Source organism: Nonomuraea sediminis (genome assembly GCF_018531495.1).
Taxonomy (GTDB): Bacteria; Actinomycetota; Actinomycetes; order Streptosporangiales; family Streptosporangiaceae; genus Nonomuraea; species Nonomuraea sediminis.
Window position 1 is genome coordinate 915,862 of sequence record NZ_JAHDTI010000002.1, and the last position, 13,564, is coordinate 929,425.

Genomic DNA, 13,564 nt, shown 5'->3' on the forward strand with positions numbered 1-13,564 from the left:
CTGAGCGGGTAAGGGATGATGGATCCTTAGGGGGAGATACAGATGCAGATTGGCATGATCGGCCTCGGCCGGATGGGTGGCAACATGGCCGAGCGGCTGCGCCGCGGCGGCCATGAGGTGATCGGATACGACCGTGATCCGTCGATCAGCGACGTCGGCAGCCTGAAGGAGCTCGTCGACCGGCTGGAGGCGCCGCGGGCGGTCTGGGTCATGGTCCCCGCGGGCAAGCCCACGCAGGACACCGTCGACGCGCTCGGCGAGTTGCTCGGCGAGGGCGACATCGTCGTCGACGGCGGCAACTCCCACTATGTGGACGACCAGAAGCACGCAGCCGAACTGGCCGAGAAGGGCATCGGCTTCGTCGACTGCGGAGTCAGCGGCGGCGTCTGGGGCCTGCAGAACGGCTACGCGCTCATGTGCGGCGGCACCGAGGCCCACGTCCAGCAGGTCATGCCGGTCTTCGAGACCCTCAAGCCCGAGGGCGAGGACGGCTTCGTGCACGCCGGCGACGTCGGCGCGGGCCACTTCGCCAAGATGGTCCACAACGGCATCGAGTACGGCATGATGCAGGCCTTCGCCGAGGGCTGGGAGCTGCTCGAGGCCTCCGACATCGTCAAGGACGTCAGGGGCTCGTTCGCCAGCTGGCGGCACGGCACGGTCATCCGCTCGTGGCTGCTCGACCTGATGGTACGGGCGCTGGACGAAGACCCGGGGCTGTCGAACCTGAAGGGTTATGCACAGGACTCGGGCGAGGGCCGGTGGACGGTCCAGGCGGCTGTGGATCACGCGGTCCCGCTGCCGGTGATCACCGCCGCGCTTTATGCCCGTTTCGCCTCCCGGCAGGACGACTCGCCCGCCATGAAGGTGGTCGCTGCGCTGCGCAACCAGTTCGGTGGCCACGCCGTCGAGGAGACGAAGGGCGCCGACTCGCCTGGAGCCGACGTCACGCCGCCCAAGCTGGCCTGAGGCCCACTACCCTTTTGGGGTGCACGTCGCCCACCTCTCGCTGACCGACTTCCGGTCCTACGCATCCGTGGAGCTCGGCCTGGAGCCGGGCATCACGGCCTTCGTGGGGCCCAACGGTCAGGGCAAGACCAACCTGGTCGAGGCGCTGGGCTACGTGGCGACGCACTCCAGCCACCGGGTGGCCAACGACGCGCCGCTGGTGCGCCAGGGCGCCGCCAGGGCGATCGTGCGCTGTGCCATCCACAGGGAGGACCGGCGCGCGCTGATCGAGCTGGAGATCAACCCGGGCAAGGCCAACCGCGCGCGGCTCAACCGCTCCCCCGTGTCCCGCCCGCGCGACGTCGTCGGGCTGCTGCGCACGGTGCTGTTCGCCCCCGAAGACCTCGCCCTGGTCAAGGGCGACCCGTCCGAACGGCGCCGGTTCATGGACGACCTGCTGGTCGCGCGCAGCCCGCGCTTCGCCGGCGTCAGGGCCGACTACGACCGCGTGCTCAAGCAGCGCGGCGCCCTGCTGCGTACGGCGGCGCAGCAGCGGCGTGGCAGCCGCGGCAGCCGCAGGGCGGAGGCCGACAGCGCCTTCGCCGCGGCAGGCGCCGGCGACGTGCTCAGCACGCTGGAGGTGTGGGACGCACACCTCGCCAGGCACGGCGCCGAACTGCTGCAAGCCAGGCTCGATCTGATCGAGGCGCTGCGCCCGCTGGTCGCCGGCGCCTACGCCGCGCTGGCCCCCTCCAGCGCCCCCGCGACGCTCGCCTACCGCAGCACGTTGTCCACAGGTGGGGACGACGCGGAGGACGAAGACGCCGGTAAACCTGGATCTTCCGATGCACAGACGTTATCCACAGACTTGGGGAAAACCCTTGAAGAGCGGATGCGGGAGCGGCTATTGGAGGTGCGCCAGGCAGAGCTCGAACGCGGCGTGACCCTCATCGGACCGCACCGCGACGACCTGATCCTGGGCCTGGGCGAGCTGCCCGCGCGCGGCTACGCCAGCCACGGCGAGTCATGGTCGTTCGCGCTCGCGCTGCGCCTGGCCGCCTACGACCTGCTGCGGGCCGACGGCGGCGACCCCGTGCTCATCCTGGACGACGTCTTCGCCGAGCTCGACAGCCAGCGCAGGCGCCGCCTGGCCGAGATCGTCGCCCCGGCCGAGCAGGTCCTCATCACCGCGGCTGTGGACGACGACATCCCGCCCGAGCTGGTCGGTGCCCGATTCGACGTCGCCGAGGGGAGTGTGACCCGTGTCCGCTGAGGACAACACGGCCGCCAGAGGCGCCGCCATGGCCAGGGAGAAGCTCGCCCAGGCCAAGGCCGACGCGGCCAAGCGCGGCCAGCTCCCCCGGCGCGAGCCGCGGCGCAAGGCGGCGGGGCCGCGCAGGGAGGCCGGCGATCCACAGCTGTTCGGCCGGGCGATCATGGACCTGCTCGCCGACCGCGGCTGGGAGCAGTCGGCGGCCGTCGGCGGCGTGTTCGGCCGCTGGGCCGACATCGTCGGCCCTGACCTGGCCGCACACACCAAGCCGGACACCTTCGACGACGGCGAGGTGATCGTCCTGGCCGACTCCACCGCCTGGGCCACCCAGGTGCGGCTGCTGGCCCGCACGCTGGTGCGCAGGCTCAACGAGGAGCTCGGCGACGGGACCGTGACGAAAGTCAAGGTCAAAGGACCCCAGAATGCGCCTCGCCCGACGGGGGGTCTCCGGGTGACCGGAAGTCGGGGTCCCGGGGACACGTACGGCTGAGAAAACCGATCAGACAGCCGCAGAGGCGATGACCCCCCAACCCGTGGGGGGATGCTTTGCCCGGGGGGAAAACGGGCGACAGGCCGTTACAGGCGCGTTCAATGCCACCTTGGGCGCTCAGAGCCGGTAGAATGAAAGCGGATTCCGGACACGTCCGCTTGCGTGTCACCCCCGGCATGCGCAGCAGCCGACTCCCCCGGGTGACCAACGCATCGGGGCACTCACGACGGTGACGGGCACGGCAGGGGCAGCACGTACATAGCGCATCCCCCGCCGCGTGTCCGCGGCAGGAGGATTTCGCACTTGTCCTACGACGCTAGCTCAATCACCGTACTCGAGGGGCTTGAGGCGGTTCGCAAGCGCCCGGGTATGTATATCGGTTCGACCGGCGAGCGCGGTCTCCACCACCTGGTCTACGAGATTGTGGACAACGCGGTGGACGAGGCCCTCGCGGGTCATGCCGACCACATCGACGTCACGCTGCTCGCCGACAACGGCGTGCGCGTGATCGACAACGGCCGCGGCATCCCGACCGGCATTCACCCGGTCGAGAAGCGCTCGGCCGTCGAAGTCGTGCTGACCACGCTGCACGCGGGCGGCAAGTTCGACGGCAAGTCCTACGCCGTCTCCGGCGGCCTGCACGGAGTCGGCTCGGCCGTCGTCAACGCGCTGTCCACAGCCATGGACGTGGAGGTCAAGCAGAACGGCCACTTCTGGCGGCAGCGCTACGAGCACTCCAAGCCCGTCGCGCCGCTGTCGCAGGACGAGGAGACCGACGAGTCCGGAACCACGATCACGTTCTGGGCCGATCCCGACATCTTCGAGACCACCACCTGGAACTTCGAGACGCTCTCGCGCCGCTTCCAGGAGATGGCCTTCCTCAACAAGGGCCTGACGATCGCGCTCACCGACGAGCGGCCCGACCACGTCAACGGCGAGCCCGTCCGGGTCGAGTACTGCTACGAGGGCGGCCTGGCCGACTTCGTCGCGCACCTCAACTCCAAGAAGGATCCGGCGCACGCCTCGATCATCGACTTCGAGGAGCACGGCGAGGGCATCTCCGTCGAGATCGCCATGCAGTGGAACAACTCCTACTCCGAGTCGGTCTACACCTTCGCCAACACGATCAACACGGCCGAGGGCGGCACCCACGAGGAGGGCTTCCGCGCGGCGCTGACGACGATCGTCAACCGCTACGCGCGCGAGCAGAAGTTCCTCAAGGAGGGCAAGGACGACAACCTCTCCGGTGAGGACGTCCGCGAGGGCCTGACCGCGATCGTGTCGATCAAGCTGGCCGACCCGCAGTTCGAGGGCCAGACCAAGACCAAGCTGGGCAACACCGAGGCCAAGTCGTTCGTGCAGAAGGCCTGCAACGACCACCTGCGCGACTGGTTCGAGCGCAACCCCGGCGAGGCCAAGGACATCATCAACAAGTCGCTGCAGGCCGCCAGGGCGCGTATCGCCGCCCGCCAGGCGCGCGACCTGACCCGGCGCAAGTCGCTGCTTGAGTCCGGCAGCGGGCTGCCCGGCAAGCTGGCCGACTGCCAGTGGAACGACCCCGACAAGTGCGAGCTGTTCATCGTCGAGGGAAACTCGGCCGGCGGCTCCGCCAAGGGCGGGCGCGACTCGCGTTTCCAGGCGATCCTGCCGATCCGCGGCAAGATCCTCAACGTCGAGAAGGCCAGGGTCGACAAGGTCCTGCAGAACACCGAGGTCCAGTCGCTGATCACCGCGATGGGCACCGGCGTGCACGACGAGTTCGACATCGGCAAGCTGCGCTACAACAAGCTCATCCTCATGGCCGACGCCGACGTCGACGGCCAGCACATCACCACGCTGCTGCTGACGCTGCTGTTCAGGTTCATGCGGCCGCTGATCGAGGGCGGCCACGTGTTCATGGCGCAGCCGCCGCTGTACAAGATCAAGTGGGACAGGCGCGGCGACGACGCCTCCTACGCCTACTCCGACCGCGAACGTGACGCGATCATCGAGGAGGGCATCCGCAACGGCCGCCGCGACCCGCGCCTGCACGACGGCGTCCAGCGGTTCAAGGGTCTGGGCGAGATGAACGCCCAGCAGCTGTGGGAGACCACGATGGACCCGGCCACCCGCCTGCTGCGCCAGGCCACGCTCGACGACGCCGCCCAGGCGGACGAGATGTTCAGCGTGCTGATGGGTGAGGACGTCGAAGCCCGCCGGGCCTTCATCATCCGCAACGCACGAGACGTCCGCTTCCTGGACGTGTAGCGCCCGCCCGCCGTACTGAAAAGGAAATCTCACTGTGACGGAAGTCACTACTCCGCCTCCGGGCGAACGCATCGAACCGGTCGACATCCAGACCGAGATGCAGCGTAGTTATCTCGACTACGCCATGTCGGTCATCGTCTCCCGCGCGCTGCCCGACGTGCGGGACGGGCTCAAGCCCGTCCACCGCCGGGTGCTGTACGCGATGTACGACGGGGGCTACCGGCCCGACCGCGGCTACTTCAAGTGCTCGCGCGTCGTCGGTGACGTCATGGGTTCCTACCACCCCCACGGCGACACCTCGATCTACGACGCGCTGGTACGGCTGGCGCAGACGTGGTCGATGCGGCTCCCGCTGGTCGACGGGCAGGGCAACTTCGGTTCGCCGGGCAACGACGCGCCGGCGGCCATGCGCTACACCGAGTGCAAGCTCGCGCCCATCGCCATGGAGATGCTGCGCGACATCGACAAGGACACCGTCGACTTCCAGCCCAACTACGACGGGCGCTCCCAGGAGCCGGTGGTCCTCCCGGCCCGCTTCCCGAACCTGCTGGTCAACGGCTCGGGCGGCATCGCGGTCGGCATGGCGACCAACATCCCCTCGCACAACCTGCGCGAGGTGTCCGAGGCCGTCAAGTGGGCGCTGGCCAACCCGGAGGCCGACGACGAGGAGCTGCTCGAGGCCGCCATGGCCCGGGTGAAGGGTCCCGACTTCCCCACCGGCGCGCTCATCGTGGGCCGCAGGGGCATCGAGGACGCCTACCGCACCGGGCGCGGCTCGATCACCATGCGGGCCGTCGTCGAGGTGGAGGAGGACAACAAGGGCCGCCACGCCCTCGTCGTCACCGAACTCCCCTACCAGGTCAACCCCGACAACCTCGCCCTCAAGATCGCCGAGCTGGTCAAGCAGGGCAAGATCACCGGCATCGCGGACGTGCGCGACGAGTCGTCCTCGCGCGTCGGCCAGCGCCTGGTCATCGTGCTCAAGCGCGACGCCGTGGCCAAGGTCGTGCTGAACAACCTGTACAAGCACACCCAGCTGCAGGACACCTTCGGCGCCAACATGCTGGCCCTGGTCGACGGGGTGCCGCGCACGCTGCGGCTCGACCAGTTCATCACGCACTACGTGGCCCACCAGATCGAGGTCATCGTCCGCCGGACGCGCTACCTGCTGCGCAAGGCCGAGGAGCGGGCCCACATCCTGCGCGCGCTGCTCAAGGCGCTCGACCGGCTCGACGAGGTCATCGCCCTGATCCGGCGCTCGCCCTCGGCGTCCGAGGCGCAGGGCGGCCTGATGACGCTGCTGGAGATCGACGAGATCCAGGCACAGGCCATCCTCGACATGCAGCTGCGCAAGCTGGCAGCCCTGGAACGGCAGGCCATCCAGGACGAGTACGACCAGCTGATGGCGGCCATCGCCGACTACCAGGACATCCTGGGCTCGGAGACCCGGCAGCGGCAGATCGTCAGCGACGAGCTCGACGAGGTCGTCAACCGCTTCGGCGACGACCGGCGCACCGAGATCATCGCCTACGACGGCGACATGTCCGTCGAGGACCTCATCGCCGAAGAGGACATGGTCGTCACGATCACCCGCGGCGGCTACGCCAAGCGCACCAAGACCGACCTCTACCGGGCGCAGAAGCGCGGAGGCAAGGGCGTCAGGGGCGCGCAGCTGCGCCAGGACGACATCGTCGACCACTTCTTCGTCACCACGACCCACCACTGGCTGCTGTTCTTCACCAACAAGGGCCGCGTCTACCGGGTCAAGGCCTACGAGCTGCCCGACTCGGGCCGCGACGCCCGGGGCATGCATCTCGCGAACCTTTTGGCCATGCAGCCCGACGAAACAGTCATGGAGGTTTTGGACCTACGTGACTACGACGTCGCTCCCTATCTGGTGCTGGCCACCAGGAGCGGCCTGGTGAAGAAGACCCGCCTGGAGGAGTACGACTCCCCCAGGTCCGGTGGTCTGATCGCGATCAACCTGCGCGAGGACGACGAGGTCATCGGGGCACGGCTCGTGTCCGAGGACGACGATCTGCTGCTCGTTTCCAAGGGAGCGCAGTCGATCCGGTTCACCGCCTCCGACGACGCCCTGCGGCCCATGGGCCGCGCCACCTCGGGTGTCATCGGTATGCGGTTCCTTGAAGGTGACGAACTTCTCGCCATGAATCGGCTCGCCGATGGCCAAGATGTGCTTATCGCCACCGAGGGCGGGTACGCAAAACGGACGCCAGTAGAGCAGTATCCAGTTCAAGGCCGTGGTGGTAAGGGCGTGCTGACGGCGAAGATCGTCAGTGCTCGTGGCAAGCTGGTCGGAGCCGTCATGGTCAACCCGGAGGACGAGGTCTTCGCGATCACGTCGGCCGGCGGTGTGATCCGGACGAGTGCCGGCGAGATCAAGCAATCCGGCCGCCAGACCATGGGAGTGCGATTGATGAATCTCGCCGACCGAGACAGCGTGGTAGCCCTCGCCCGGAACGCCGAGTCGATGGAGACTTCGGTGGACAGTGAGGAAGACGGGGGAGGAGAGTAGTACATGAGCGCCCAGGGTGGCAACGCCAAGACCAAGGCGGCTCGCGAGAACGGTCAGCAGCCCAAGAAGCCCGCCGAGACCGAGATCTTCGACTCGGTCGAGGATTCTTCTGACGAGACGGCGAACGAGACGGTCCACATCCGGCCCTCGCTCACGTCCGAGGCTCCCCCGCCGCAGCCGCCGTCGGTCGAGCTGCCCAAGAAGAAGGGCTCCAGCGCCGCCGGAGCCAGGCTCCCCCGCAAGGCCCACCTGGTCCTGCGCCGCATCGAGCCGTGGTCGGCCATGAAGTTCAGCTTCGTGGTCTCCCTGGTCTGCTTCGTGGTGCTCTTCGTGGCAGTCGCCGTCCTGTACGGCGTGCTGTCCGCCCTGGGTGTCTTCGACTCGCTGGTGGACCTGGTCAACCAGCTCGGCAAGGGCGAGAACGGGCAGAACTCCATCCCGATCGACATCGCCTCGTGGTTCGAGCCGGTCCGCATCCTCGGCTACACGGCCCTCATCGGCGCCGTGAACGTCGTTCTCATCACTGCCCTGTCCACGCTGGGGGCGGTCATCTACAACATCGCCTCCGACCTCGTGGGCGGCGTCGAGGTCACCTTCAGCGAAGCCGAGTAGTCCCGCTTCACCCCGTCCGCGGCGCGAGCAGCATCGCAGACGGGGTAAGCTTTTCCTCGTCCGAACAACTGATTCGCGTCCCACACAGGGATGCGATACGGTTCGGTGTGCGCGGGGCTATAGCTCAGACGGTTAGAGCGCTTCCCTGATAAGGAAGAGGTCCCAGGTTCAAGTCCTGGTAGCCCCACTTAGCTGACCAGCGAAAAGGCCGCTATCCGATCTTCGGAAAGCGGCCATTCTGCTGTCTGCGTGTCGATCTGCGTGACTACCCTTCCCGTGTCCTGCAGCGCAGGTACGGTGTGGGCTTCCGCACGATAGAGAAGGCCCTGGCCTCGGTCTGGCCGGCAAGCTCACGCTGCGGGTCCGCACGCGGATCGCCGACCCCTGCTCCTGGCTGGCAGCGCCGTCGTGGTCGGCGGCGGGTTCGCCCTGTTCGCGGCGGCCCGATCGGGCCTGGCCGAACTGTTCGCGGCGATGGGCGCGCTCGGCTTCGGCGCCGGCGGCTTCTCGGCCGCGATGCCCGGCGTCATCCTGGCCGTCACCCCCAAGAGCGAGACGTCGAGCGCCATGAGCTTCAACTACGTCGTCCGCAGCGTCGGTACTCCCGTGGCATTCGTCACATATGTCCCACCCCGGATGATGTGCCATCATGGGTATCGTCACTTCGACGATAAGGGGTGTGCCATGACCGCGCAGCGCCATCGGCGGCCTGATCCTCGCCGCGGGCACCGGCCCCGGCCACCTCTTCCCCGACGACAGCGCCTACACCACCGCGGCGCTGGTCGGCATCGGCGCCATGGCGATCACGACGCTGACAAGCCTCGCTCTCGCCCGCCGACGCTCGTCCGAGACCAACCCGTAAGTCAGATGCACTCATCCCAACACTGGAGGTTCCATGCCCAAGGGCTACTGGGTCAGCGTCTACCGCACCATTTCAGACCCTGAGAAGCTGGCTGCTTACAACAAGCTGGCCGGTCCGGCCGTCAAGGCCGGGGGCGGTCGGACCTTCGTCCGTGGCGGTCGGGTCGTGGCGCATGACGCCGGAATCGCCGAGCGCGTCGTCCTGGTCGAGTTCGACAGCTTCGAGCAGGCCGTCGCGGCGCACGAGAGTGCGGCCTACCAGGAGGCGCTGGTCACCCTCTCCGACGGCGTCGAGCGCGACTTCCGCATCGTCGAAGGCATCGACTGACCGAGGTCCAGCCGGATCTTCACTGAAGATCCACCATCTTGGTTTTCGCTGGTGCGGCTGCTGGTGTGGCGGGGTTCGTGGGTGCTCATGCTGGTCGTGGGCGGCTGTCTTCGGTCTTGATCGTCTGTCAGCGGTCGAGTTCGAGGTTCGTCAGGACGAGCAGGGCGCGGAGCAGGTTGGTGGCGCGGGCGGGGCTCGTGCGGAGTTTGGTGAGGATGCGCCAGGTCTTCAGGTGCGCGAAGCCGTGCTCGACGGGGGCGCGGTCGGCAGCACCGCTACTTCTACCTCAACCTCAACGACGGCAGCAGCCACGTCGCCAACTTCAAATTCAACTAACCACCACACCTGCCGCCGGCCCCGCCACAACAGCGGGGCCGGTCCCATGCCCACAGCCAGAGCTGCGACCCCCTACGCCGGGCACCCGCTCTCGACCGATGATCATCAGGGCATGTGTCCTGTCCCGGGAGATGCTTGACAGTGGCGTCCCAAGACATGCTAGACACCGGTGCCGTGTTCCAGCGTCTCGTGATGCGGTGCTCTGCACGCGGCGCGTTTCCGGGGCGGGAAATGACGCTGGTCGATAACGCGATGAGTGGCTGACGTTGGCGTGTTAGAACCGGAACCGCACGATCCGGGTGGACCGTTTCATGCCCGGCAGCAGGTTCATGAGGCGGTACATGCGGCGTATGTTCGCGGGTGCCTTGGCCATCAGCACCGGTGAGTCGTTCATCGGCGTCTCGTCGACGTATTCGAGCCGCGGGTGCCAATCGGCCAGCGCGGCCGGGTCGTTGAAGCCGCAGTGGAACTGGGCGTCGTATTTGCGCAGCGTGGGGTCCCATTTCGAGGTTCGCCACGCCCAGACAGGCACCGTGTCGAGCTGTATCTGGCCGGTGGGGAAGGCGTCGACGACGCTGGTCAGCAGCCGCCGGACGTCGGTCTCGGTCAGGTAGGGCACCAGTCCCTCGGCGATCATCAGCACCGGTCGGGCGCGGGGGATGCGTTCCAGCCAGGTCAGGTCGGTGACGCTGGAGTCGATCAGGGTGTAGTGCTCGCGCGGTGGCAGGAGTTGTTGCCGCAGTTCGATGACGGACGGGTAGTCCAGGTCGTACCAGTCGACGGTGGCGGGCGGGTCGATCCGGTACACCCGGGCGTCGAGGCCGCAGCCCAGGTGCAGCACCACCGCGTCGGGGTGGTCGGCGAGGAAGCTTCGGGCCCAGTCGTCGTGGGCCTTGGCCCGGACCACGGCGGCGAGGCCGATCTGGCTGGTGCCGAATCTGCGGTTGTCGTAGTCGGGGTCGAGGCGGCGCATCGCCTGCTCGGCGTATTCGTCGCCGAGGATCGGGTCTGGCAGTCGGTTGTCCAGTGCTTTGGCTCGGAGGACGGGGCTGAGGGTTTTCTGCACTCCGACGAGTTCAGTATCCTTCACGACAGCGAGACTACTCTGATTTCACGAATTTTGTGAAATTCGTGATTTACGGTAGAACTGTTGAGGCCGCGACGAGGAAGGGGGCTTCGGTGACGCGAGCGGACGAGAGCGCCATCGCCGTCTTCCGGGAACGGTTCGCGCAGATCATGGTCGAATACGGCATGCCCCGGATGGCCTCGCGCGTGTACGCCGCGCTGCTGGTCACCGACTCCGGCGAGCTGTCGGCCGCCGAGCTAGCCGAGCGACTGGGCGTCGGCGCGTCGGCGATCTCGGGGGCGGTCAAATACCTGGCGCAGGTGCGGCTGGTGGAACGCGGCCGCGAACCTGGTACCCGGCACGACTTCTGCCGGATCCACGAGCACACCTGGAGCCACTTCGTCAGCCAGTCCGACCCGATGCTGGCCCGGATACAGGCCGGCGCCGACGAGGGCATCGCGGTCTTGGATCTCGACTCCCCCGCCGGGCGCCGGCTGGACGAGACCCGCCGGTTCTTCGCGTTCATACGCGAGGAGATCAACCGGTCGATGGCGAAGTGGCGGCGGCTCCAGGAGGCCGACGGCGAGGCCGGCTAGTGCGGTGACCACATAGGTTCACCGGCTCAGGGAGTCGTGCTGGACTGCTTGCGCCGGCGACAAGAAGTCCCAGGTCATCAAGGAGATCCGCGCGCTGACCTCCCTCGGCCTAAAGAGGCCAAGGACCTGGTCAATGGCGCTCCGAAGCGGGTCTTCGACGGCAAGGTCAACAAGGAGCAGGTGGAGAAGGCCAAGGCTGCCCTCGAGGGCGCCAGCGCCACCGTCGGCGTGAAGTAGTTCTACTTCGCTTCCGAGAAGGAGTGACCACAGGGTCGCTCCTTTTCCGTTTTCTGCCACTCGTTACGCTGCCGAGGCGTGATCAACGTTGCATCCGAGTGGACCAAGGGCTGGGCGATCTCACGGGGGGCTGGAAAGCCGGTGGCCGAGCCGTGGGGCTGGCGCATCGAGGTCGAGGGGATCGGGCGATACGTCGTCACCGACCTCCAGTGGCTGGAGAAGCTGCTCCCCACCGTCACCGAACAGGGCGCCTGGCTCAAGCTCTTCGTCTCCCCCGAGGAGGCTGCGCCGTACGTCACTCAAGGGTGGGAACGCACAGACCCCGGCTTCATGATGACCGTGGACCTGGACCGCACCGAACCCCGCTGCCCGGCCGGATACGAGATCGAGGCGACCACCTCCGGAGCGGCCACCTTCGTCCGGATCCTGACCGCCGGTGGCGAGCAGGCCGCGCGCGGCCAGATGGGTTGCACGGGTGAGACTGTGGTCGTCGACAAGGTGCTGACCGAGGAGGCGCACCAGCGGCAGGGACTGGGCACGGTGGTGATGCGCACCCTGCAGAATCTGGCCATCGACCAGGGGGTCAGCGTCGGCGTCCTGGGCGGGACCGGCCAGGGGCGGGCGCTCTATGAGCGGCTCGGCTGGCGCGTGGTCTCACCCCTGACTTCCTTCCAGTACGGCGGAGCCCAGCCCTAACCGATCGCGCCAATTCACCGGAAGTCGCAACCCCCTACATGTGTTCGATTTCCGAATAAGGAAGAGGTCCCAGGTTCAAGTCCTGGTAGCCCCACCCAAGGTCAAAGGCCAGATCCCTTCGTGGAACTGGCCTTTTTCGTGCCCGTACAGCAGTTGACGGCCATGAGCGGGGCACGTCATCCGCCCACGGCATCCTCAGTCTCCCAGCGCAGCAGGTCGCCCGGCTGGCACTGGAGTACCTCGCAGAGCGCGGCGAGCGTCGTGAAGCGCACCGCCTTGGCGCGGCCGTTCTTGAGCACCGCCAGGTTGGCGGGCGTGATCCCTACACGGTCCGCGAGGTCGCCCACGGACATCTTCCGCCTGGCCAGCATCACGTCGATGTCGACGATGATCGGCATCAGATCACCTCGTCCAACTCGGCCTGCATCTGCGCCGCTTCGACGTCGCGCGCGACGGCCTGGACGAGCAGCATCCGCAGCACGAGCACGATGAGCGCGACCCCCAGGATGGCCAGGCCAATCCCGCCCATGATGACGGTGACGCCCGGGTCGTCCCGCTGGCCCGGCGCATTGATGGCCGTGACCGCGAACCATACGAGGGCCGCCGCCACGATCGCGCCGATCACGCCGTCCACGTACCGGAAGGCAGCGTGGGAGAACACGGTTCCGCGTCGCACCATCGTCACCAGCCGCCATACGCAGACCAGGGCGACCTGGACCGTCACCATGCCCAGGATCGTGATCACGCGCAGGGGGGTCAGCGGGAGCGACCCGTCCTCTGGGTCGTTCCCGCTGACCAATGTCCACACCATCAATGCCTGTACGAATACGGTGCCGGCGAGCACCACGACGAGCACGGCGCGCAGCGCACGCACTGCCAGCTTTCCCATGACCCATCCCTCCATCGAGTTACGATGATAATCTATCGAATTTCGATAGGCGAGGCAAGGGTTGGGGCGGAGAGCTGGCGGCGGTTTCGCGCCGTGGTGGGGCCCCATGGCATGGGCGTTCGTGCGAACCGTCTTGATCTTGTCGAAGTCGACGGCAACCCCCTCCCTGTTCAAGCCCCGACGTTTGCCGAGACTCCGGTCAGCGCGGATGGTTGCCAAAGGTCAGCTTGAACAGGAGGGGGCTCGGCTACGCACACAAGGCGCACATCCGATGCGAGGCGCAGGTGTGATCACCACTCTTTGGTGGCCATGAGCCGACGGTGCCGGCAGGCCACCAAATGGTGGTGGCCGGGGCGCGCCGTGACAGCTGGCAGTGTCACGGGCAGGTTACAGGTCAGAAGGGTGCCGCACTTTGTGGCCCCTTCGTGGCACCCCCGCGACCTTCTGCAGCC

At 67.4% G+C, this 13,564-nt stretch carries 12 protein-coding genes, 1 tRNA gene and 1 pseudogene; 11 read left to right on the plus strand and 3 right to left on the minus strand.

The genetic code is table 11. The annotated features are described in order from the left end of the window. Window positions 1-42 precede the first annotated feature (42 nt). From gnd to KIK09_RS12445, 8 genes are all read left to right on the plus strand, one after another. Window positions 43-966, plus strand: coding sequence for a phosphogluconate dehydrogenase (NAD(+)-dependent, decarboxylating) (gnd, locus tag KIK09_RS12410; protein WP_214319110.1), 924 nt, complete (start codon window positions 43-45; stop codon window positions 964-966). 19 nt (window positions 967-985) lie between these two features. Next, a complete protein-coding gene (gene recF, locus KIK09_RS12415) occupies window positions 986-2,218 on the plus strand; it encodes a DNA replication/repair protein RecF (RefSeq protein ID WP_214319111.1) in 1,233 nt (410 codons plus the stop codon). Next, entirely contained in the window at window positions 2,208-2,708 is a 501-nt protein-coding gene (locus KIK09_RS12420; protein ID WP_308164047.1) for a DciA family protein, read from the plus strand. The genes recF and KIK09_RS12420 overlap by 11 nt, the downstream gene beginning before the upstream one ends. Before the next feature lie 303 nt (window positions 2,709-3,011). Next, window positions 3,012-4,955: a DNA topoisomerase (ATP-hydrolyzing) subunit B gene (gene gyrB, locus KIK09_RS12425; protein WP_214319112.1), complete on the plus strand. Its 1,944-nt coding sequence runs from the start codon at window positions 3,012-3,014 to the stop codon at window positions 4,953-4,955. A 34-nt stretch (window positions 4,956-4,989) separates the two neighbouring features. After that, window positions 4,990-7,491, plus strand: a complete 2,502-nt coding sequence (gene gyrA / locus KIK09_RS12430; RefSeq protein ID WP_214319113.1) for a DNA gyrase subunit A — start codon at window positions 4,990-4,992, stop codon at window positions 7,489-7,491. A gap of 3 nt (window positions 7,492-7,494) precedes the next feature. After that, entirely contained in the window at window positions 7,495-8,103 is a 609-nt protein-coding gene (locus KIK09_RS12435) for a DUF3566 domain-containing protein (protein WP_214319114.1), read from the plus strand. A 113-nt stretch (window positions 8,104-8,216) separates the two neighbouring features. Then, window positions 8,217-8,290, plus strand: a tRNA-Ile gene (locus tag KIK09_RS12440). Between the two features lie 708 nt (window positions 8,291-8,998). After that, window positions 8,999-9,292: a DUF1330 domain-containing protein gene (locus KIK09_RS12445; RefSeq protein WP_214319115.1), complete on the plus strand. Its 294-nt coding sequence runs from the start codon at window positions 8,999-9,001 to the stop codon at window positions 9,290-9,292. A gap of 610 nt (window positions 9,293-9,902) precedes the next feature. On the opposite strand, the gene KIK09_RS12450 is transcribed toward KIK09_RS12445, so the two are convergent. After that, the gene (locus KIK09_RS12450) at window positions 9,903-10,718 is read right to left on the minus strand and encodes a class I SAM-dependent methyltransferase (protein ID WP_214319116.1); all 816 of its coding nucleotides are present in this window, start codon (window positions 10,716-10,718) and stop codon (window positions 9,903-9,905) included. 89 nt (window positions 10,719-10,807) lie between these two features. Between KIK09_RS12450 and KIK09_RS12455 the strand changes: the two genes are divergently transcribed. From KIK09_RS12455 to KIK09_RS12465, 3 genes and pseudogenes are all read left to right on the plus strand, one after another. Beyond that, window positions 10,808-11,290, plus strand: coding sequence for a GbsR/MarR family transcriptional regulator (locus KIK09_RS12455; RefSeq protein ID WP_214319118.1), 483 nt, complete (start codon window positions 10,808-10,810; stop codon window positions 11,288-11,290). 52 nt (window positions 11,291-11,342) lie between these two features. Further along, window positions 11,343-11,527 (plus strand): annotated as a pseudogene (locus tag KIK09_RS12460) (ribosomal protein L7/L12); the annotation flags it as partial. A 78-nt stretch (window positions 11,528-11,605) separates the two neighbouring features. Further along, window positions 11,606-12,223 (plus strand): GNAT family N-acetyltransferase, encoded by a 618-nt coding sequence (locus tag KIK09_RS12465; RefSeq protein WP_214319120.1) that lies wholly within the window; start codon window positions 11,606-11,608, stop codon window positions 12,221-12,223. 176 nt (window positions 12,224-12,399) lie between these two features. On the opposite strand, the gene KIK09_RS12470 is transcribed toward KIK09_RS12465, so the two are convergent. Further along, entirely contained in the window at window positions 12,400-12,621 is a 222-nt protein-coding gene (locus KIK09_RS12470) for a helix-turn-helix domain-containing protein (protein ID WP_214319122.1), read from the minus strand. Beyond that, window positions 12,621-13,286, minus strand: coding sequence for a DUF2975 domain-containing protein (locus tag KIK09_RS12475; RefSeq protein WP_214319124.1), 666 nt, complete (start codon window positions 13,284-13,286; stop codon window positions 12,621-12,623). The genes KIK09_RS12470 and KIK09_RS12475 overlap by 1 nt, the downstream gene beginning before the upstream one ends. Between the last annotated feature and the right edge of the window lie 278 nt (window positions 13,287-13,564).